The organism is Leptolyngbya sp. AS-A5 (assembly GCF_039962495.1).
Classification (GTDB): Bacteria; Cyanobacteriota; Cyanobacteriia; order Leptolyngbyales; family Leptolyngbyaceae; genus Leptolyngbya.
Window position 1 is genome coordinate 42272 of sequence record NZ_JAMPLL010000022.1, and the last position, 20791, is coordinate 63062.

Genomic DNA, 20791 nt, shown 5'->3' on the forward strand with positions numbered 1-20791 from the left:
TGATCGATCTTAGCGGTCACAAAAATTTCTTTACTGACGACACTGGAGCGACTTAAACACATCGTCTGCTTTCTTTCGCGCTACATCTAGATTTGCGTCATTTGCCAGCAGATTCACCACATATCGACTGTCACCCAAAATGATGTTTGCTCGGTAAATCACAGTCGCTTTTTCGGGGGAATCAGGGTACTTTAGCAATCCCTCCCGAACCGCAATTCCCGTCGTTTGTCCACACAGCGTCCGGTTTTCAGCCCGCACCGTCTTGATTTTCAGTTCTTCTTCGTCCGCGCCCAGCGCAATGCTGTCTAAGATGCGATCGATTCGCCGCCGTCCTGATTCTTGATCTACCGGAACCCGCGCCATCAAAAGCTGAATATCGGGTTCATTGCCTTCGCTGGCAACAAGGGCAACTTTTGCGCCCGCGATATTCACACCCAGCAGACCCTGAGAGCCTCCAGGTAGGAAATAAGTCATGATATTGCTGGCGATCGCTTCTGCGCGTTGGGGGGTTGCGGCATTGCTGAGAAATTTTAATCCGAGTCCGGTTAAGCCGACTCCCAGCGTAGCGATCGCGCCCAGCACCACGGCAAGCGTTTCCCAAATTGAAACTTTGTATTGCGGAATTCTAGAAGGGAGGTCTCTCATTGTTCTTACTCCAAATCAACGCCTAAAAAGCGATCGAGAAACCGAGTCCGCCAGGACAATCTCAGAATTAGCGCCCACTCTATCGCAACCAAACCCAAAAACAGGCAATCCTGTAAACTCAGCGGAGACAGTTCAAAAAACACCCGCAGCGGCGGAATTGCAAGAATCAGCAAATAGACAACAAGTAGGGCAACGGCAACGATCGTATATCGCCAGTCGCCGCTTAATGGTTCTCCGCCTGTCCAAGCGTTTGTGGGTGGCTTGAGAAACGGAATCAACAACAGTTCGCAAAACACTAAAATGGTGACTAATGCAGTCCGAGGAATATTAAATTCGATCTCAGCAAGTCCAACATTAGGAGGTAGATCCAAGACAGCACTCACTAAATAAAATAGATACACGGTGAGCGACACTAACGTAATCGTGATCGTAGCAGGAACGACGAAATGTAGCATCGATCGCACTAAACTGCGTTTTTGCAGTTCTCCGGGTTGTGCCCAGATTGGAATAAACGTTGTGGGAATTCCTACACCAATCAAAGTGACGATCGCGCTATGTTTATTTAACAGTGGAAAACTATCGGAAACAATGGCGATCGCAAAAATTAGCAACGCCACGCAACTCAGTCTTACCATAAATAATTTAATGACATCGCGAATGCCATTTTGAATGCGTTGTCCTTCTAAGAACGTATGCGGCAATGCTTCAAATGAATCTTTCAGTAACACAATATCGGCAATGCTGCGAGTTGCCTTACTGCCGCTCTCCATCGCAATTCCAAGATTCGCCTGCTTGAGCGACAACACATCATTCACGCCGTCTCCGGTCATCGCAACATAGTGACCCGATTTGCGTAAACTCCGAACCAGTTGCGCTTTTTGCTGCGGTGTAATTCGTCCGAACACATTGTAATTTCGCGCCGCCTGCATCAATTGCGCTTCGTCCATCTGCGCCAGTTCTGTACCCGAAATCAATCGAATATCATCGCTAAAATCTGCTTGTTTTGCTAAGGCTGCAACCGTTTGAGGATTATCACCGGAAATAATCTTTAGCGTAATGCCTGCTTTGACGAATCCTTGCAGCGTTTCACGGGCAGAAGGTCGGAGTTGGTCAGAAAAGCAAAGAATTCCAAGCGGAGTCAATTCGGGCAGCGTAGAGTCGGAGATCGACTCCAAGGTGATTGACCCTGATGTATAAGCAAACAACACAACGCGATAGCCGTGATTCACTTGGCGATCGATGTAGTCCAAACTTTCATCATCTAAAGTTGTGGCTTTCATCAAAATTTCCGGTGCGCCCAGAATGTAAGTCCCTGGGTGATCGGCAAATTCGATCGCGCTCCACTTTCGCGCTGAAGAGAAAGGAATTTCGTCGCGAATCGGTTTAGCATATCCACCACAGGCAATCAGAACGGCTTCACTGGTGCGGTTTCTGGCTTGGGTGCTAGCGGCAAAGTCACCTAAACGCGATCGTAATTCCAGTTCTGAACGAGCGATCGGATGTAGCGAATGCAGTTCGATTTGATTCGTCGTCAGCGTTCCAGTTTTATCCAAACACAGCACATCAACATTGCTCAACGACTCGACAGCATTCGTTTGCTGAATCAAAACATTCTGCCCCAACATCCGAATCGAACCCATCGCATATGACAGCGTGATTGCTAGAATTAATCCCGCAGGAATCAGACCCGCGATCACTGCGGCACGCTGTACCACTTCGTTTAAGGTCTGCGATCGACTCACAAAACTGATTCCAATCAGCAACCATAAAAACGATGCCAGCAGCAATAAAATCCGAATAATTAAGTTAATCTCCGCTTGCAACGGCGTATAGACTTGGCGAAACTCTCGCGCTCCCATCGTTATCTGATAAGCGACTGTATCAGTTCCGACCTTTTGCGCTTCATAACAAGCACTACCACTCGCACAGAAGCTGCCTGAATACACGGGCTTACCCGCGACCTTGACAATCAGATCCGATTCTCCGGTGAGCAGCGATTCATCGACCTCAACTCGTCCTGCTCCGACAATTTCCCCATCGACCAACACCTGATCCCCCGGACGTAGCACCAGCGTATCTCCCAGCACGATCTCACTGGGGTCAATATTAATTTCTTCACCGTTGCGAATCACCGTCGCGTGAGGGCGAGACAACAGCGCAATTTCATCCAGTTTCTGCTTTGCCCAAATCTCCTGCACAATCCCGATCACCACGCCGCTGAAAATCACCACAGCAACGAAGATGGCATCACTCGGACGACGCAGCAAAATGAAAACACCGCTAATTGCAAAGAAAACGGCATTGACAAACGTGAGTAAATTCTCTTGAAAAATTCGTGCATACGATCGACTCGTCGGCAGCTTAACATTATTTGTCTCACCTGCTAAGACGCGCTCACGCACTTGTCGATCGCTTAATCCGGGAAGCGTTGCCATGAATCTGAAGGGGCTAAATCAGAAGGATGTCAATATCATAGACACTGCTTTCCTTCTCGCAAAATCATCTTTCACGCTTCTTCCTGCTCGTTGAGGGATTTCCAGCCCGCTTGCCACTGCGATCGGTCTTTGAACAATTTCGCATTCATCCAAAACCGCACCGACGGATCGCAAGCTGCCACCACTTCCGCAAATACCCATTCGCCCTCATTTTTGCGATTAACAACCTGAAAGTGCCGCCAGCCCCAGGTTTCTTCCTGCGCTGTCCACTTTGATCCAACCAGATGAGGAAATTTTTGTTTTTTAGCCATACCTCCATTTTAGATTTTTGCCTTCAATTCAGGAATACTCAGTCTGGACATCAAAAAGATCGTCGCAACCGCAACGAGACAGTAGTATGAAGTATTTTCCTGCTCACCCTTCCCGGTTAAGGTTCCTGTATATGATGCGGACAAATTTATCGATTGCTGCGCTGATGTCGATCGGCATCATTCTCCCGGCTCAAGCTGAAAATCTCGATCATGTGCGCCAACTGCTGGCAACGAAACAATGCCCGAACTGCGAGTTAACCAGTTCAGGGCTTGTGCTGGCTCAATTGCCGGGTGCAAATCTCGCAGGCGCAAATCTCGCAGGCGCAAATCTCAGTCAAGCCAACCTTGCCGGAGCCAACCTCACAGGCGCGAATCTGGCAGGTGCAACTCTAAGCGGCGCAAATCTCACAGGCGCGAAATTGACTAGCGCCAACTTACAAGGCACCGATTTAACTCGATCGTATCTTGTCGGCGCAGACCTAACCGGAACGCAGATCGAAATGGCGCTGATTCAAGGCGCGATCGGGCTACCGACTACAGCGGGAACTCCGGAGATGTTTTACCAGATAGCAATGGAAGCAGGCAAACGCAAACAATATGAACGAGCGATCGAGAACTTCAATCAAGTGCTAGTTCGTAAACCCGACTCGGCTCCAGCCTTGATCGGTCGGGCAATGGCGCGACTCGAACTTGGAGACGAAAAAGGCGCAGTTCAAGACTCGGAACAAGCAGCAGCGTTATTTGAGCAGCAAGGGGATGCCAGCAGCGCCAAATCTGCAACTACGCTTGCCCAAACCTTAAAAAACCCGCCAAAAGCGCGATCGGGCGGCGGCTTCGGGCAAACCCTGATCAACGTGGTCGGCGGACTGTTGCAAATGTTTCTAATGCGCTAACAGAGTCTGAGGGATGCAATGTGCATCCCTGCAAATTCTCTACGGTTGCGTCATCGGCATTCCTGTGGGAGCCAAGCTGGTCAGCTTTCCTTGCAGGCTTGCGGGAAGAATTACTTGATTGATTGCATGAATGGTGCCATTGCTTGCAGCGATGTCTGCACCAACGACTTGTGCGTTCCCGATCATCAGCATTCCGTTGCTACCTTGAGCCGCGATCGGATTGCCACCCAGTGATTGCACTTGTTTTGCTGCTAGATCGCTAGAAGAGACTTTGCCTTTGACAATATGATTTTGCAGCACTTGACTCAGCAGGGCACGGTTTTCCGGTTGAACTAATGCTTTGAAGGTTGCCGGAGGAATTGCAGCAAGGGCTTCATCGGTCGGAGCAAAGACGGTGACATCACCACTGAGGTTAGAGGAGAATGCCCCGTTCGAGTCAGCTACGCGCAGCAGCGCATTGAACAGTTCAAACGAAGGGCTGGTGCGAACGATTTGATCGATAGACTGATCAGACGAACCGGTAGATGCGGAGTTCGTGTTGCCGGTCGGGGTTGTGCCGGTCGGGCTGCTATTGGTCGGAGTATTGTTAACTTCAGGACGGTTTGCCGGAGCAACGGTGCCAGGAACGCTTTGATTGTTGGGCAAACCGGGAGCGGTGGTCTTGCCCGAATCTACAGAACTGTCAGGATTGGTAATGCTTCCAGGGGTATTTTGACCGGATTGCCCCCCAACTGGAGTAGTAGAACTGCCGTTTTGATCGCCGGAGAACTGACCCGGTTGTTGACCCCCAACCGGAGGAATACCAGCATCCCGATTTGTCGGAGCGGGTGTTTGGGGAGTATTTGCCGGAGTAGTTTCAGCATTGGGCGTGAATTTACTTTGTGCCATTGAGGGCAGGGCAACGCTAGCGCCTAATCCAACTACAGATAATCCAGTAACTAAACGCTTCAGTGATGTTTTCATTGTTACTTATCGTAAACATTGCTCCCCAAGCGTATAAATTACAAACGTGAACTTCCTCCCTCGCCTGAAATAATCCGAAAGGATGGTTTATCTGTTTGATTGAATCCGTTTAGAGGTGCGGTCTTGTTGCCGAATATCAAGCCTTTCCGCAAGACTAGGTGGCGGGTTTGACTCTAGTGGAGTCTTGTCTGGCAGAAGGGTGAGGGCGGGGGAACGAGTCGAAGTTTTGGTGGCAGTCGCGGCATAATGTGCAGGGCTTGCGGATTTCACTGAGATCGACTGACCGCCTGATTGACGACCCCGCGCAGATTGCTGCGATCGGCTTGCTCTGCGCTCGGAGGTAGGACTGAGTGCAGCTTGTTGCTTAATGATGCGGCGAGATGTCTGCTGTGCCGAACGCAAGCGTCGAGAAATCAAGACAGAGCTGGTTGCACAAGTAGCAACGACGATCGCAAGTAAGCCAATGGCGCTGCTGGAGTCAGCAGAATTAGCGGGTGAATCTGCAATGGGTTGCGGCGATTCTACGACTTCTAGGGGGGCTGGATTGGTGTAGGTTAACCCTGAGATCGCTAGCCAGCCAAAGAACAGGAAGGAACTCCAAACCGCAAACAAGCAGATGAAGGGATGCCGTTGTGCAAAGTGCAGTAGAAGTCGCCCGACTGACGGTGGCTTTGTAGGTTTTCGGCTACGCTTTGCAGATCGAGGAGCGGTGACGTTTTGCACAGGAGTAATTGGGTTGCCCATATCTATAGTGATGTGTTCAACAGTGATGTATTCAACATCGAATGGATGGGTACTGATTGTACAGGAGAAATTCTTTGATTGGTCAATATTGCAGCATAAGTCCATCTTTGCAACCTATCCAAAGATAGACTCGTAGAATTATTGATACTCTGAGCATCAAACATCTAGGCACCAACGATTAACCGCCATACCAATGATCCAAGCAGCACCATTGCACTATGTTGCAGGAGAAGCGATCGGATCGGCTGTCGAGCAATTTTCTGCGTGAGAAAAACACTTAACCAGAACGATCCCGCGATCGTGACAGCTTGTAAGAATTCAATCACAGCGGGATGAGCGACTGCGATCGGTAAGGTTGCCATCAGTTCTGTGCTACCGCTGAAGGTTGCAGCCGTCACCGGAAGAATGCGTCCTGCTTCGTTTAGTCCCAAGTGTAAGTAGTACGCTAAACTCGCCCCTAAAACCAGCGGGAGATAACCATATGCGAGTTCAAGAAAAGGGCGCGATCGTCGATTGAACAGCCTCATTATTTGATCGAACAACAGTGCAACGGCTCCAGGCAACATCAAAGCAAGAACCGAGACGATCGCGTGGTAGCTAAATTGATCAAGATGTAGATTGATACTCAGTAGCTGTTGGATTGCAGGAAGCCGATGCAAAAACACGGCTCCAAACAGCAGAAACAATAAGCAAACTTCAGGATAAGTCGGTTGATGGGTAGTCCATAGTTCAATTCCCGGTGGACGCAGGTTGAGTTCGACCGATCGGTGAGGACAAGCTTTCAGGCAGGTCATACACAACACACAATCGCGATTGTCCCGGAGCTGCGCTGGATGTGAATAGATGGGACAGCCTCCAGTTTCCATGCCTTCGCCTTTTTGCGGCCCGCCTTTGTAACACTGATAGGTCGTACAAGTTGCAGAACAAATTCCTTGCTGTGCCCGGAGTTCAATCATGGCAAGTTTAGCAAATAAGCCATTCATGCCCCCGATCGGACAGAGATATCGACACCAAAATCGCCGCTCAAACAACACAGAAAAGATAACGGCTCCAGCCGTTATCAGCAACAATAAATAGCCCGATAGATAAGCCGTGTTTTCTAAGTTCCACAGTTCTTCCCACAGTAGAATCAGCGTGAACATACCAAACAAAAACCAACCGCCCCACTTCTCAGCCGCTTGTCTGGGCCAAGGTTGTAGCTTACGCGGATAGAGCCAGAGAGAAATCTTTTGCGCCAGTTCGCCGTAAATCATAAATGGACAAACCGCACACCAAAGCCGTCCCACAAAGGGGAATGCAACCAGAATTAGCATCCACCACCATGCCCAGAATAGATTCAAGGCGAAGTTACGATCACGGCTTTGCGGTGCCACCATTAACACGGTGACGATAACTGCAAAAGCTCCCAAGGTAAAGCCGTAATTGATCCGATCTGGCCACCAGGGACTTCTGAGAAATTGCCGCAATCGTGGATAAGCATTAAGCAGATTGACCCGAAATCGACGATTTTTATTGCCTGCTGCCCAGAACACCTCTTCGGTGAGTTCTGGGCTTTCTGCTTGAGTAATTGCCCGCCCCAATAGACTTTCAAGTTCGACATGATTTCCAGGAAAGTCATAACCTTGAAGTCGGCGTAACGCTTCGGGTGTAATCTTGGGCTTAGAGATGCCTCGCGATCGAGCAATTAAACTCAGGTAATACTCTGCTTGAACGGCAATATCCGCTTTTCTGACTCGCAGGGGTGGCACCTTGATCACATGAGTAATTAGCTTACATTTTTCCAATCGCGGTAGAATCTTCTCAGAAGTCATGAGCAGCCTCGCTTCAACTGATCGGGCTTCTGGTTCCGGTTCTCCTTCGCGTGCGATCGGCGTAAACTTCCCCGTCTTCAAAAGCTGCACCAACTTTTCTTCAAACTCCGGCGCAATATCTTCGAGATTGTTCAGCATAATGGTGCCGCGCCCAATCCAATCGAGCAATCCAGGCTTACCCGTTCGCCCAAAGATTTCTGCGCCGCTCGGTTGTAGCGTGTTGCAGTTGATTTTGATTAATGGCTCTTTACGATCGCTCGATCCAAAGTGAATTAACGCCGCAGTATTGTCTTTTTCCAGTCCCGGCTCTCCAAAGATTAAGACAGAACCACGATCGCTGGCGGCTTTTTTAATGTCTTGCCGCAGTCTCACTGCATAGCGGCTGGTTCCCACAATGCCGCGTTTAACTTTTGGAACAAGATAAGGACGCAAGGCGATCTGTTGTTCCCGCTCATAAGCAAGTTGCGAAGACACTTCCTCTAGCTGCGTGGCAAGCTGCTGCGAAACGCCTTGAGCAATTTCGGGAAACTGTTGAGCGATCGCTTTGAATGCCTCCCGTGGAATTGTCCAGATCACACAGTCATTCAGGGTAATTGTGGTTTCTTCTGCCTTGCGATCGAGCAACAGTTCTTTGAGATAGACGATCGACCCTGGAATTAAGCTCGTGACCTTTGCCAAGCCCGTTTTACTGGTGCGATACCGCTCAAGATGCCCGTCGTACAAAATGTAGAGTGCTTCAGGCTGCGTGTCTTCGAGTCCAAGGCGGCGGTTTTCTTGAACGTGTTGTTCTTGAACCTGTTGCGCGATCGCCTGCAACGCTTCCGATGACAGACTAGAGAATTCCGTCCGCTGCCGCAGCCATTCCACTCGCTCTAAAACGTCCATGATTTGCCTCTTTAGAATTTGCTCACAGACACTCATCCTTTAGTCCCTTCCCCCGCAGGAGAAGCAGGATGGTTTCGTACAGGCTAACGAGGATGGACTGAAAAGTAAGTGCAAAGTAACAGTCCACGACTCTCATAGACCCATTAAAACAAATTCCCGACCCCCACCCGTGCAAAGGAGGCAAACAGGGCACAGACGTTAAATTGCCCGTAACCTCGCGGGTGCAAAGCTACGGGCAATCTCAGCCTAGAAAGCAAATTTAATCAAACGCAAACCTAGATCGCACCCCGTCCAGCGACGCGATTCCAGATAAACGAGAAAATGATCGCGCCGAGCACAGCCACAATAATGCCACCTAGGCTCAAGCCAGCCGAGGTAATTGCTAGCGTCCCTGTCGTCAACAGGGTATACAAACTGCCTCCCACCAATGCACCCACAATTCCTAAAAGCAAAGTCCCTAAAATTCCACCACCACGAGCACCGGGATCAATCGCTTTTGCGATCGCACCTGCGATTAGACCTAAAACAATCCATGCTAAAAGATTCATATTAATAACTTCCTGTTCGGATTCAATGAATTAAGGTTAGCAATCCTACGCTTGAAACTGTTCCATCAACAGAATGATTCACGCCTCTACCGGGATGATGACATCGGACTGCTGCTGCATGGCTTAAATCGGGCACTCTAAGCCAGTGTGCTTTATTTCAAGCGATCGCGCCATGTCTCACCCCCTACACTCCGAGTCGATCGAGAATATCTTGCAGAGATTACCGCCAGAAGCAAGATTGTGGGCGGAAAATTTACCCTGGAATCAGCGGCGCTACGTGCTGTCGTTGTGTCATCTGCTCTGTGCCGCATCGCCTGCGACCCAGGCTCAATTTCTCGATGAGTACACTGCGAATGGACTCATTTCTAAACTGATCGAAAATCACGAAATCAGACAAAAAGTTAAGCTCAATTTAGATCGATTCCGCATCACGACCCAACTGACTGAAACCGTTTTAAGAAACTATATCCGCCAGTTCTACATTCACTCCGCCCAGGATTCGAGAAGAAAACTCGATCTAATCCTGGAATCTGCGGTGCGAGTAGTGGTTAGCACCGAAGAGAGAAATCATATTTTCAACTACATTCTCGGCTTTGAAATCATCAAGCTGCTATTCCGGATGAGTTGGCTGCAACATGAACGACTCTACCGACTCCAGCGCAACCAGGAAGAATTCATCACGCTTTATCTCAAGCCGATCCAGCAAACCCATCGCTTAAATCAAATCATTGTGCCAAGAGACGAAAAGCTCTTCTTCGCACGGCGAGATTACTATGTCCAGGTTCCAACGATCGCCGACAAAAAGCTGATCGAACTGGCGATCGCCACCTTCACAACTGAAGTCATCAGCAGCTTTGGCTTCTCTGTGATTCGTCACCCGGACGCGATCGTGTTTGATTATGACTATGTGTTTGGTGTTGATCCAGAAGCCGCTTTTCCTTAGATTTGGCGATCGTATTTGCGCCAAACTGAGTTAAAATCAGGCAAGCGCCTGGAGAGGTGGCAGAGTGGTCGATCGCGTTCGACTTGAAATCGAATGAACCGAAAGGTTCCGTGGGTTCGAATCCCACCCTCTCCGTTTCTACAATCGAGCTTCAATCAAGGGTTGTCCCGTCAAACTAAACGGACGAACTTCCGTGATTCTGACTTTGACCAGTTGACCACGTAACTCGTCGATCGACCCTGCAAAGAATGTCAGTCGATTACCGCGTGTCCGTCCCATCACTTGAGTCGGGTCTTTCGGATTTTGCGCCTCGACTAGGACTTCTTCGATTCGTCCGGCGTAGCGCTGCGATCGTTCTGCTGCCGTTTGCGACACTAAGCGGTTTAGGCGCTGGAGTCGATCGGCTTTGACTTCTTCAGAAAGCTGATCTTCCCACACTGCCGCAGGCGTTCCCGGACGTGGAGAATAAGCCGCCGTATTGATCAAATCAAAGCCAACTTCCTCAACCAGCTTCAGCGTGTTCTGAAATTGTGCTTCGGTTTCGCCAGGGAACCCGACGATCGCATCGGCACTAATCGAGGCATCCGGCATATATTGACGAATCATATCGATAATGCGGCGGTAACGCTCGTGACTATAGCCGCGTGCCATCGCTTTCAAGACTTCGTTATCACCCGACTGAAACGGAATGTGGAAGTGCTCACACACTTTTGGTAATTCAGCGCAAGCCCGAATCAACCGTTCGGTGAAATAGCGCGGGTGGCTGGTCGCAAATCGAATGCGATCAATGCCTGGGACATCATGTACAAAGTACAGCAGATCAGTCAACGTATGTAGATGCCGCCCTTCAGGAGTAGAACCCGGCAGATCTCGCCCATACGCGTCAATATTTTGTCCTAACAGTGTTATCTCTTTATAACCCTGTGCAGCCAGCGATTCAATCTCTGCTCGAATTGCTTCTGGGGTGCGCGACTGTTCGACTCCCCGCACGCTTGGAACCACACAATAGGTACAGCGTTCGTTACAACCGTAGATTACATTCACCCAGGCTGTAACCTGGCTATCCCGTCTAGGTTTTGTAATATCTTCGACAATGTGGATCGGGTCAGTTGCCACCACTTGATTGCCGCTGAAGACCTGTTCCAGTAGATCTTCTAGCTGATTTGCATATTGAGGCCCCATTACCAGATCCAGTTCTGGCACTCGGCGTAACAATGCTTCGCCTTCTTGCTGTGCCACACATCCGGCAACGACGATCGTTAAATTCGGGTTTTCTTGTTTGCGCTGTGCTTGTCGTCCCAGATACGAGTAAACCTTCTGCTCGGCGTTATCGCGAATCGTGCAGGTATTGTAGAGAATCAAGTCGGCTTCGTTCGGTTCTTCTGACCACTCAAAGCCCATTGTTTCTAGAATTCCAGCCATGCGCTCGGAGTCTGCTTTGTTCATTTGGCAGCCGAACGTGGTGATGTGATAGCGGCGAGAAGCAGTCATGGGCGACAAAATAAACTCAGACCCCCATTCTAGATTGATTCGAGAAACTATGGCAAAAGAGGCGCGAGAAATCGCGCCTCCAAGAATTATTCAATTAAGCGAAAATTATCGAACGGTCGTCGCTTCGACATCAACAGCTTCTGCGGTCGGCTTGCCATCGACGGCGGCGTTGGTCGTTCCTTTCTGGGCTTTCAGGCGATCCATCAGCATCGAAGAGACTTCAGCAACCAGAAGCCCTAAAATCACCGTGTCGTCAATCTGTCCGATTAGCGGAACAAAGTCGGGCAAAAGGTCGATCGGGCTAAACAAATAGAGCAAAGTGCCAGCAATCACTAACCAGCGGTATTTAGAATTGCGAACAAGAGTGCGATACCAGTCGTAGAATTTCATAAGTTGTGCCCTTCTCTTATGTTTTTATAATGTCAGATCGTATTAGGGCTGTCGTTGGGGGAAACCTGTCTGAAGAAGGGGGAGAAACCGGCATTCGGTTAGAGTTTGTTGTTTAGCGCGATCTCTAACTTCAGAGATCGCGCCAGGATACGTACAAAGCCTATCTAGAACAAGGGTACTGTCACTATTTCTCACTCACCTTTGGATTCGCTAGAAACTGCGAGGCTGGTTCGCTTGTTCTCCAAGTTCATTCACGATCGCGATTAGATCTTGAACTGTGGTTTCCTTTTTGCAAAACGCATCGACTTTCGCCGTTTGCAGCATCACCTCAGTCTGCGGATCTTCGAGCGAAGAATACGCCAAAATCTTGACATTTGGATGAGCGCTCTTAATCTGAGTTGAGGCACTCAGCCCATCCATCACAGGCATCTGCAAATCCAAAACAATTACGTCTGGGCAATGACGATTCGCCATTTCAACGGCTTCTTGGCCGTTGCTAGCGAGACCCACTAGCTCGATTCCTTCCTGACGTTGGAGTGCCAACTTCAGGCTAAAGCGGGTCAGTTCATGATCATCGACAATTAAAACACGCAACACTTTGCACTCACTAGACAGCATGGGACGGAATAATTGATGTGACTAAAAGTGTAATGATTCGTACATCTCACAGTCCTCTACCGTAAGGACTAACCGAATAAATTTAGTAGAACTCCGATTCTGAACGCTTACTGAGTCAAAATAGATTTTATACTTTTTTGCTCTGATGCGGGACGAAATGGAGCTTCATAGGCTCTTTCATCTTAGTTAATATAAAGTTAATGTAAAAAAATCAGCGACTCATCTAAGAAGACGAATCGCTGATAGCAACCGACAAGCTTTAATCACATCCAATCTTTCAGCAGGGCTTGGCGACGGGGATGACGTAGCTTTCTCATCGCTTTTGCCTGAATCTGTCGCACTCGCTCACGCGAGAGATCATAAAGCTGACCAATTTCACTCAAGGTATAGTGTTGACCATCGGTGAGACCAAACCGCAGTTTGATGATTTCGCGCTCTCGATCGCTGAGGTGATCCAGCACCGAGTTGAGGCGATCGACCAAGAGTTTGTGGTCTAAGTTATCGTTCGGCGCAACATTATCCGCATCTTCGATTAGCTGCATGAGTTCCGTATCTTCATCGCGTCCCACCCAGGCATGAAGCGATAAGGTGCGCTGGCTTACGTCTAGAACCTGCTCTAACTTATCTTCTTCCATATCTAGCGCACCAGCTAACTCTTTCTTTGTCGGTTTACGACCGAGTTCTTGAGATAGCAGTTGACGCACTTTGCGAACTTGATTCAGCTTTTCGACCATGTGAACGGGTAAGCGAACCGTTCTAGATTGAGACGCAATGGCGCGGGTAATTCCTTGGCGAATCCACCAGTACGCATAAGTTGAGAACTTGTAGCCGCGTTCGTAGTCAAATTTTTCTGCCGCTCTCATTAAACCCATTGCCCCTTCTTGAATCAAATCTAAGAAAGGAACTCCCCGATTGAGATACTTTTTGGCAATTGACACGACTAAGCGCAAATTCGCTCGAACTAATTTTCGCTTTGCTCGTTCTCCAACACTTCCACCTTTGGTAATTTCTCGCGCCAATTCAATTTCTTCAGCTTGAGTCAGCAGCGGATATCTTGCCATTTCCCTCAGAAACATTCCAACCGAATCATCGGACAATCCTAGATATTCGCTGGCTTTTCCTCTTAGCGATTTTGCTAAACCTTCGGGTGAAAGATCTTCGTTTTCGAGCGATGCGAGTTCAGAGAAATCGATATCGCTTTCGGTTACAACTGCGTCGATCGGGAGAGAGTCAGTGGGTAATTTGGTTGCCATTTTTAGATCACGCTGGGGTCTTCAATTGGTCTCAATGTAGCTATGCTCAACTGCAACCTACTTTAATCGAAATGATTGAGTTTTTTGCAGTAAATCTGGATATTTTCTATTGTTTTTTATGAGCTTTATCTCATCTTTGTTTATGAATTGAAATACGTCCGTTTTTTTGCTGAATTTCAGTGGCAGTACGGAAGAAAGGATAGGGTGCTAGGGCAGTATAGTAGTCGGTTTTTGCTTAAGTAAGCTACTAGGAATTCCACGGAGATGCACAGATAGATTAGCTCGTTTTAGAAATTAGATCCGAGGAATTGCCGTGGTCTTTTGAACCAGTTTAAAGTTCTGCTCGTTTCTCCGAAATATTACGGAAACAAGTTAGAAAACCTGATTAATTTAGCTTGAATTCAGAAGAATATTTTTTATAGAGTAGCCTGGAATACAAAAGTTGATCAAAGCCAATAAATCTGAGCCCAATCCTGCCTTGATCAAAGGAAGTAGGGAGGCGATTCAGTGCACGTCTACGAAGTTGTTGAACGAAGATCACAAAAAAGGCGAATGCCGAACATTCGCCTCCAGATCCAGATTGTTTAGCGCGGAGTCACTCTCTAGCTTGTTGCTGCGCCATGTCCATGAAAATGCGCTGCGAACTTTGTTCGGGCTGATCCGCTTGGGGTTGTCGCTGTATGTATTTGCCATCCGGCTGCAAATCCCAAGCGTGGCGATTATCCGCCAGCATAATTCCCAGGATCTCTTGCAGATCTTGAGAAAGGGCAGGCTCATCGACTAGAACGACTGCTTCAACTCGACGATCGAGGTTTCGCGGCATCCAATCCGCACTGCCGATATAAACTTCAGAGTCGCCATTGTTGCTGAAGTAGAAAATCCGAGCGTGTTCGAGAAAGCGCCCCACAATGCTGACCACGCGAATATTCTCGCTGATGTCTTTTAATCCTGGACGCAGACAGCAAATTCCGCGCACGATCAAATCAATCTGAACTCCAGCTTGAGATGCTTCATAGAGTGCAGTAATTAGCCGTGGATCAACTAAGGCATTCATTTTGGCAACAATCCGCCCTTGTCCACCGTTGCGCTGATGTTCAATCTCACGATCGATAAAGCTCAACATGCGATCGCGCAAATTCACTGGCGCAACCAATAGCTTGCGATAAGACTGTTGGCGCGAATATCCGGTGAGATAGTTAAACAAATCCGTTAAATCGGCTCCTAGCTCTTCACGACAGCTAAAGATGCCTAAATCTGTGTAGAGCCGGGCAGTTTTCGGATTGTAATTACCTGTGCCAATATGCACATATCGCCGGATACGCCCCTCTTCGCGCCGTACCACTAACACCAATTTAGTATGCGTTTTTAGTCCGACTAACCCATAAACAACGTGAACGCCTGCGCTTTCTAGTTTCTTTGCCCAGCTAATGTTATTGGCTTCATCAAAGCGGGCTTTAAGTTCGACTAGAGCCGCCACTTGAATTCCGTTTTCGGCAGCAGCAATCAGGGCTTGAACGATCGGTGAATCTCCCGATGTGCGATAAAGCGTCATCTTGATTGCAAGCACATCCGGATCGTAAGCCGCTTCCTCGATAAAGCGCTGCACGCTGCGAGAAAACGAATAATACGGGTGATGCACTAGGATATCTTGACGACGAACCACCGCAAAAAAGTTTTCATCGTGCGTCAGCGCCTCTGTCACAGGAACTTCTGCAACTCGTCTTAGTTTCGGGTGCGTTACGGGATTCCAAGGCGGATCTTTGAGTTCTGGAAGCGGTAAACCTGTGAGGGTAAACAAATCCTTCAGACACAGAAGCCCGTCAATTTCGTAAATATCGTCAGAAGTGAGTTCCATTTCTTCGAGCAGCATCGATCGGATGTGCTGCGGCATGGATGGATTAATTTCCATCCGCACCACCGAACCCCCAACGCGGCGTTTTCGCAGTTCTTCCTCGATCGCGATCAGCAAATCGTCGGTTTCGTCTTCCTCAACATCTAAATCCCCGTTGCGCGTAATCCGAAACGGGTGATATTCCTGAATGTTCATCCCCGGAAACAAAGCTTCCAGATTATGGGCGATCACTTGTTCAAGCGGAACGCCTGCCCAAATTGTGGCGCGACTTTTTGCAACGGAAGTGGGGAGATCCTGAGTTTCGATCGGCAATGGAATAAAGCGCGGCAGCACCCTCGGAACTTTCACTCGCGCAAACAGTTCCTCATCGGTCACGCTGTCTTTAATGACAACGGCTAAATTCAAACTGAGATTAGAAATATAAGGAAACGGGTGTCCAGGGTCGATCGCAAGCGGAGTCAGAACTGGAAAGACTTGAGATTCAAAATACTGGTGTAAATAAGCGCGTTGTTCCTGGCTTAAATCGATGTAGTCCAGAAGATAAATGCCCTGAGCGACCATCTGAGGACGCAGCGCTTCCTCAAAATGACGATGTTGTTTTGCCACAAGGGGACGCAATCGCTCGTTGATTAACGTTAATTGTTCTTGGGGTGTGCGACCATCTGAACTCAGGCGACTGACTTGCGCCTCGACTTGTTCCTTGAGGGCTGCCACTCGCACCATAAAATATTCGTCCAAGTTTGAGCTAAAGATCGCTAGAAACTTGAGCCGCTCGATCAAGGGTGTGCGGGGGTCAAATGCTTCATGCAGCACCCGATTGTTAAATTCGATCCAGCTTAGTTCTCGATTGAAAAAAAACTGTGGATCGCTCAAATCGGGTTCTACCGTTGCCTGCTTGCGTCGTCGCATTAGAACACCTCATCTTCACGACCGACCCACCATTCACCCAAGTTCATTAAATCCTGGTGAATATCTGCTAATCGCTGCTCATACTCAGCGGTGGTCATCTGCGATCGTTGTTCATTCAGTTTCAGGACTCTTAACTGAGCGAGTAACCAGGGCTTTGTTACATTGCCCGTCTGTTCAAGGTAGCGGGCGAGTTCGGTGCTATTCATGAAGAGGTCAAAATCTGCGGTTTAGCTTCATTGTTGCGTTATTTTTGGCGTTGTGGGTGCGATCGTACAAAATTTTTTGTAATTGAGTAAAGGCTGTGTCATCTAGAAAACATAAGGCTATTCGCCTGACAAACAAAAAAGCGAGGCAGTTGCCTACCTCACTTAAAATCGATTGACTTCAACGTTACGCTGCGAGATTCTGAGCCACGAAATCCCAGTTCACCAAGTTATCCAAGAAGTTCTTGATAAACGCAGGACGAGCGTTTTGGTAATCAAGATAGTAAGCGTGTTCCCACACATCCAGGGTCAGTAAGGGCTTCTGACCGTGAACCAGGGGATTTTCTGCGTTCGGAGTCTTTGTGATCTTCAGCGTTCCGTTCTCCTCGACCAGCCAAGCCCAGCCGCTGCCAAACTGAGTTGTTGCAGCATTGCTAAACTCTTCTTTGAACTTGTCATAGCTGCCGAAAGCCGCATCGATTTTTGCAGCCAGTTCGCCTGTAGGAGCGCCACCACCGCCTGCTTTGAGGCAGTTCCAGAAAAAGGTGTGGTTCCAAACCTGGGCTGCGTTGTTAAAAACGCCAGTCTTCGACGAATCGCCATACGCCTGCTTGATCACATCTTCTAGCGCCATGCTCTCCATCGGTGTGCCTTCCACCAGCTTGTTTAAGTTGGTGACATAAGCGGCATGGTGCTTGCCATAGTGATAGTCGAACGTTTCTGCCTTCATGCCATATGGCTCAAGGGCATCTTTTGCAAAAGGTAAGGGAGCTTGTGTGAATGCCATGTGTTCAATTCCTCTCGATCGTGGTTCTGCGATTTGAGCGTTGGCAGAAACATAACTTAACCGTGAAAATTCTATCTCAAAAAGGAGATGAGGCTTGAACAAATAAAAAACCCTCACTCACTAGGCATGAATGAGGGAAATAATCAGGGTGCATCTACCATTCCTCTTTGCCCGGAATCATGCGGGTTCTCCGGATGCTTTGAGTGGGAATACTTAAAGCTAAAGCAAAGTTTTCTTGAACTTTTAGTAACTTTTAGATAAAAGGTGCGTCTAGGTCTGGAGTCAATTACGTCTATGATCGCAGTCCTGCGTCAAAGGCAGAGGCAGTCGATCGGGGCAAAAATTTGTAATGCTATAGAGTGCGAATTGATTGCGAATTTTCCCTGAACGGGATCGATCGTCGGTGGTAATAAAAGCAGCGATGACCTCGATACTCCAGTTGAGGAGCGCAGCGAATTGTTGGAGGGTGGCTTGTGAATCAGGAATTCTACATTTCCGTCACGCCAGTGCGAGGCGATGAATATTGGGTGAGAACCGAGCGCGTTTCACCGGGAGTGCCGCTGGCAGAAGAACTGGTCACTTGGCAAGTCGAAGAGTGGCTGGAACAAGCTCGCCATCTGATGCACGATCCGCTGTTGGGGATTTTGCGCGGACGAATGCGATCGGGTCAATTGGCAATGGGTGGCGACGGTTTTTCCTCCAACCTAGTGGAATTGGGACAAACGCTCTACAATGCGCTATTTCAAGGCACGATTCGCGATAGCTGGATGACCGCGCAGGGAATCGCTCAGAATCGACGCGAAGGCTTGCGCTTGCGGTTAGGGCTGAAGGGCGATCGCTTGCCGCGTCTACCGTGGGAAGTGCTGTATGCCGGAGCGCGACCCTTGGCAACGGGAACCGATGTCGTATTTTCGCGCTATCAGGCTGCTTTTGCACCCATGGGAACAATTTTGCAGCCGCATCGCTCGATCGAGCTTGACCCAAACCAACCGCTAAGAATTCTGATGGTATTGGCGGCTCCGACCGATCAAGAAGTGCTGGAACTGCGGCGAGAAGCAGATCACCTGCGCGATGAACTGCAACGTGATCGACAAACGAACGGCGAAATTGATCTAACCATCCTGGATCAACCCGGACGCGAACAGTTGACCCAAGCTTTGGAGCAAGGGCATTACCAAGTGCTGCATTATGCCGGACACAGCAATTTAGGCATGTCTGGGGGAGATTTGTATCTGGTGAGCGATCGTACCGGATTAACCGAGGTGCTGAGCGGTGATGATCTTGCCGGATTGCTCGTTAACAATGGGGTACGCATGGCGGTATTTAATTCCTGTCGCGGCGTATATACAGCAACGGCTGATCCCGCAAACGAAACTGAGTCGAGCAATCTGACCGAAGCGCTATTGAAGCGAGGAATGCCGGCAGTGCTGGCAATGGCGGAACGCATCCCCGATGATGTGGCATTGACGCTCAGCCGCTTGTTTTACCGCAATTTGAGGCAGCGATCCCCGATTGATCTCAGTCTGAGTCGGGCGCGGCAGGGATTGCTGTCGTCTTACGGCTCGGATCAGTTGTATTGGGCATTGCCGATCTTGTATTTGCATCCCGATTTCGACGGCTACCTCCAGCCCGCCGCCCCAACACCGTTAGCTGACTCACTGGAAAATTCGCAACTGGCTGCTTCAACCTTTAGCATCAATGCCAGCGCGATCGGTGATCCGCTCGATCTCGAAGATGAATCGTTCTCGAATCTAGACTTTGACGAGCCGGAAGACAGCGACCGACAAGCCATTCTGGAAATGCTGAGGGAAATTCGTGACCCCGAAGAGAATCCCTTTTTGCCAACGCAAGAGACGCAACCGTTCTTTGAATCGCTCTCTGTTAATACTGATGAATCCCAGCTTCAGACTGCAGAAGACTGTCTAACGCTCGGGAGGCTGCGATCGCAAAACCGAGATTTCAGTGGAGCCGTGGTCGCTTATGGACGAGCGATCGAGCTTGATCCCCACTGTGCAGAGGCGTTTAGCGAAATGGGAACGGCTTTAGAGCAGTTGGGTAGTCCGACTGAGGCGATCGTGGCTTATAAAATGGCACTGCAATATGAGCCAAGTTTAAGTGATGCCCGTCGCCATCTTCAGCGCTTAGAAGCGGCACACCATCTCGCTCCAGCGCAGCAGGTCACTCCCCCCACCGCTCCCACTCCCGACCTGCACGTTGAAGATGTCAAGATCACCGAAGAACCGATCGTCGATCGCATTTTTGGCACTCGAAAACCCAGACCTGCACGCCGCCACCCTTGGCTGGTGCTAGGAATTTCGGGGGCGGTAGCTGCGGTTTTAGGCGTAGTCGGCTTCTCTGCTTGGCGGGCTTCGACTCCGCCACCCAGCCAGTTGATTGATGCAGTGCGTGAGCTAGATCAACCCGTCGGAGCGAATCCGAGTCGAGCGAATATCTTAGTCTCAACCGCGACTCGGAGCTTTGCTCAAGGTGATTTGCGTTCTGGGCAAGATGCGATCGAGGAGTTGCTGAGCCAAGGACAGCTTGCGGCTGCCGATTCTGCATTTCAGAATGTGCCCCCCGATAAATTAGACAATCCAGCCGTGGCATTTTTGCGCGGTCGAATTGCGTGGCAGTCCGTGCAGCAGCGTAAGAGCAGCTACAGCTTAGATGATGCTCAAAATTATTTTGAAACGGCGCTGAAAGGCAATCGAACGCCTCAAGTTCTGAATGCTTTAGGCTTTGTTTATTATTCTCAAGGCAATGCCGATCGTGCAGGTCGGAGTTGGCTGAATGCGGCGAAACTTGCGAGAGAAATTGGAGGCGCGGCAAAACGCGAGGAACTGACGGCACAGGCAGGACTCGCACTTGCGTTTAACAAAGAGGCTCAAACTCAAAAGGGCAATGCACGTAATCAATCCAGACAGCGGGCGGTTGCATTGCGCGATCGAGTCTCGGACGAAGCTCCGGAGCAGTTTCAAATCAAAGCCCTCAGCCAAAATTGGTATTGGAGTGAAAGCGCGATCGCAGACTGGAGAAAGCTGATGGCGATTAAGTAGAATCACCTGAGCCTTACAAATTTAATTAAGCTTGGCGACTGAAAGTTGAAGAAA

The 20791-nt window shown here is 49.2% G+C and carries 17 protein-coding genes and 1 tRNA gene; 4 read left to right on the forward strand and 14 right to left on the reverse strand.

Annotation, left to right across the window (positions count from 1 at the left end):
• Positions 1–30: 30 nt before the first annotated feature.
• The 3 genes from NC980_RS19905 to NC980_RS19915 form a co-directional block, all read right to left on the reverse strand.
• Positions 31–645 carry a hypothetical protein gene (locus tag NC980_RS19905; RefSeq protein WP_190375870.1) on the reverse strand — a complete coding sequence of 205 codons (615 nt, stop codon included), beginning with the start codon at positions 643–645 and terminating at the stop codon, positions 31–33.
• Between the two features lie 5 nt (positions 646–650).
• Complete coding sequence (locus NC980_RS19910) at positions 651–3080, reverse strand: HAD-IC family P-type ATPase (protein ID WP_190375871.1); 2430 nt, start codon at positions 3078–3080, stop codon at positions 651–653.
• Between the two features lie 71 nt (positions 3081–3151).
• On the reverse strand, positions 3152–3391 hold the full coding sequence (locus NC980_RS19915) for a TIGR02450 family Trp-rich protein (RefSeq protein WP_190375872.1): 240 nt from the start codon (positions 3389–3391) through the stop codon (positions 3152–3154).
• Between the two features lie 86 nt (positions 3392–3477).
• On the opposite strand from NC980_RS19915, the gene NC980_RS19920 reads away from it, so the two are divergent.
• Complete coding sequence (locus NC980_RS19920; protein WP_242026599.1) at positions 3478–4284, forward strand: pentapeptide repeat-containing protein; 807 nt, start codon at positions 3478–3480, stop codon at positions 4282–4284.
• 39 nt (positions 4285–4323) lie between these two features.
• Here NC980_RS19920 and NC980_RS19925 read toward each other — a convergent pair whose 3' ends face one another.
• From NC980_RS19925 to NC980_RS19940, 4 genes are all read right to left on the reverse strand, one after another.
• Positions 4324–5247, reverse strand: a complete 924-nt coding sequence (locus tag NC980_RS19925) for a fasciclin domain-containing protein (RefSeq protein WP_190375874.1) — start codon at positions 5245–5247, stop codon at positions 4324–4326.
• 87 nt (positions 5248–5334) lie between these two features.
• Entirely contained in the window at positions 5335–5991 is a 657-nt protein-coding gene (locus NC980_RS19930; RefSeq protein WP_190375875.1) for a hypothetical protein, read from the reverse strand.
• Positions 5992–6155: 164 nt separating this feature from the next.
• Complete coding sequence (locus NC980_RS19935; RefSeq protein WP_190375876.1) at positions 6156–8687, reverse strand: sigma 54-interacting transcriptional regulator; 2532 nt, start codon at positions 8685–8687, stop codon at positions 6156–6158.
• Positions 8688–8962: 275 nt separating this feature from the next.
• On the reverse strand, positions 8963–9235 hold the full coding sequence (locus NC980_RS19940) for a GlsB/YeaQ/YmgE family stress response membrane protein (protein WP_190375877.1): 273 nt from the start codon (positions 9233–9235) through the stop codon (positions 8963–8965).
• Positions 9236–9407: 172 nt separating this feature from the next.
• Between NC980_RS19940 and NC980_RS19945 the strand changes: the two genes are divergently transcribed.
• A complete protein-coding gene (locus NC980_RS19945) occupies positions 9408–10178 on the forward strand; it encodes a cobyrinic acid a,c-diamide synthase (RefSeq protein WP_190375878.1) in 771 nt (256 codons plus the stop codon).
• Between the two features lie 50 nt (positions 10179–10228).
• Positions 10229–10313: transfer RNA gene (locus tag NC980_RS19950), tRNA-Ser, on the forward strand.
• 3 nt (positions 10314–10316) lie between these two features.
• On the opposite strand, the gene miaB is transcribed toward NC980_RS19950, so the two are convergent.
• From miaB to NC980_RS19985, 7 genes are all read right to left on the reverse strand, one after another.
• Entirely contained in the window at positions 10317–11669 is a 1353-nt protein-coding gene (miaB, locus tag NC980_RS19955; RefSeq protein ID WP_190375879.1) for a tRNA (N6-isopentenyl adenosine(37)-C2)-methylthiotransferase MiaB, read from the reverse strand.
• A gap of 105 nt (positions 11670–11774) precedes the next feature.
• Positions 11775–12059, reverse strand: coding sequence for a YkvA family protein (locus NC980_RS19960; RefSeq protein ID WP_190375880.1), 285 nt, complete (start codon positions 12057–12059; stop codon positions 11775–11777).
• A gap of 210 nt (positions 12060–12269) precedes the next feature.
• The gene (locus NC980_RS19965) at positions 12270–12677 is read right to left on the reverse strand and encodes a response regulator transcription factor (RefSeq protein ID WP_190375881.1); all 408 of its coding nucleotides are present in this window, start codon (positions 12675–12677) and stop codon (positions 12270–12272) included.
• Positions 12678–12940: 263 nt separating this feature from the next.
• The gene (locus NC980_RS19970) at positions 12941–13930 is read right to left on the reverse strand and encodes a sigma-70 family RNA polymerase sigma factor (RefSeq protein ID WP_190375882.1); all 990 of its coding nucleotides are present in this window, start codon (positions 13928–13930) and stop codon (positions 12941–12943) included.
• 595 nt (positions 13931–14525) lie between these two features.
• Positions 14526–16691, reverse strand: coding sequence for a polyphosphate kinase 1 (gene ppk1 / locus NC980_RS19975; RefSeq protein ID WP_190375883.1), 2166 nt, complete (start codon positions 16689–16691; stop codon positions 14526–14528).
• Positions 16691–16897, reverse strand: a complete 207-nt coding sequence (locus NC980_RS19980; protein ID WP_190375884.1) for a hypothetical protein — start codon at positions 16895–16897, stop codon at positions 16691–16693. The genes ppk1 and NC980_RS19980 overlap by 1 nt, the downstream gene beginning before the upstream one ends.
• 184 nt (positions 16898–17081) lie before the next feature.
• Positions 17082–17681 carry a superoxide dismutase gene (locus tag NC980_RS19985; protein ID WP_190375885.1) on the reverse strand — a complete coding sequence of 200 codons (600 nt, stop codon included), beginning with the start codon at positions 17679–17681 and terminating at the stop codon, positions 17082–17084.
• Positions 17682–18154: 473 nt separating this feature from the next.
• On the opposite strand from NC980_RS19985, the gene NC980_RS19990 reads away from it, so the two are divergent.
• Positions 18155–20737, forward strand: a complete 2583-nt coding sequence (locus tag NC980_RS19990) for a CHAT domain-containing protein (protein ID WP_190375886.1) — start codon at positions 18155–18157, stop codon at positions 20735–20737.
• Positions 20738–20791 lie beyond the last annotated feature (54 nt).

Coding starts and splice junctions, on each gene's coding strand:
- NC980_RS19905 (WP_190375870.1), bottom strand. CDS start 645: ATGAGAGACCTCCCTTCTAGAATTCCGCAATACAAAGTTTCAATTTGG.
- NC980_RS19910 (WP_190375871.1), bottom strand. CDS start 3,080: ATGGCAACGCTTCCCGGATTAAGCGATCGACAAGTGCGTGAGCGCGTC.
- NC980_RS19915 (WP_190375872.1), bottom strand. CDS start 3,391: ATGGCTAAAAAACAAAAATTTCCTCATCTGGTTGGATCAAAGTGGACA.
- NC980_RS19920 (WP_242026599.1), top strand. CDS start 3,478: ATGAAGTATTTTCCTGCTCACCCTTCCCGGTTAAGGTTCCTGTATATG.
- NC980_RS19925 (WP_190375874.1), bottom strand. CDS start 5,247: ATGAAAACATCACTGAAGCGTTTAGTTACTGGATTATCTGTAGTTGGA.
- NC980_RS19930 (WP_190375875.1), bottom strand. CDS start 5,991: ATGGGCAACCCAATTACTCCTGTGCAAAACGTCACCGCTCCTCGATCT.
- NC980_RS19935 (WP_190375876.1), bottom strand. CDS start 8,687: ATGGACGTTTTAGAGCGAGTGGAATGGCTGCGGCAGCGGACGGAATTC.
- NC980_RS19940 (WP_190375877.1), bottom strand. CDS start 9,235: ATGAATCTTTTAGCATGGATTGTTTTAGGTCTAATCGCAGGTGCGATC.
- NC980_RS19945 (WP_190375878.1), top strand. CDS start 9,408: ATGTCTCACCCCCTACACTCCGAGTCGATCGAGAATATCTTGCAGAGA.
- miaB (WP_190375879.1), bottom strand. CDS start 11,669: ATGACTGCTTCTCGCCGCTATCACATCACCACGTTCGGCTGCCAAATG.
- NC980_RS19960 (WP_190375880.1), bottom strand. CDS start 12,059: ATGAAATTCTACGACTGGTATCGCACTCTTGTTCGCAATTCTAAATAC.
- NC980_RS19965 (WP_190375881.1), bottom strand. CDS start 12,677: ATGCTGTCTAGTGAGTGCAAAGTGTTGCGTGTTTTAATTGTCGATGAT.
- NC980_RS19970 (WP_190375882.1), bottom strand. CDS start 13,930: ATGGCAACCAAATTACCCACTGACTCTCTCCCGATCGACGCAGTTGTA.
- ppk1 (WP_190375883.1), bottom strand. CDS start 16,691: ATGCGACGACGCAAGCAGGCAACGGTAGAACCCGATTTGAGCGATCCA.
- NC980_RS19980 (WP_190375884.1), bottom strand. CDS start 16,897: ATGAATAGCACCGAACTCGCCCGCTACCTTGAACAGACGGGCAATGTA.
- NC980_RS19985 (WP_190375885.1), bottom strand. CDS start 17,681: ATGGCATTCACACAAGCTCCCTTACCTTTTGCAAAAGATGCCCTTGAG.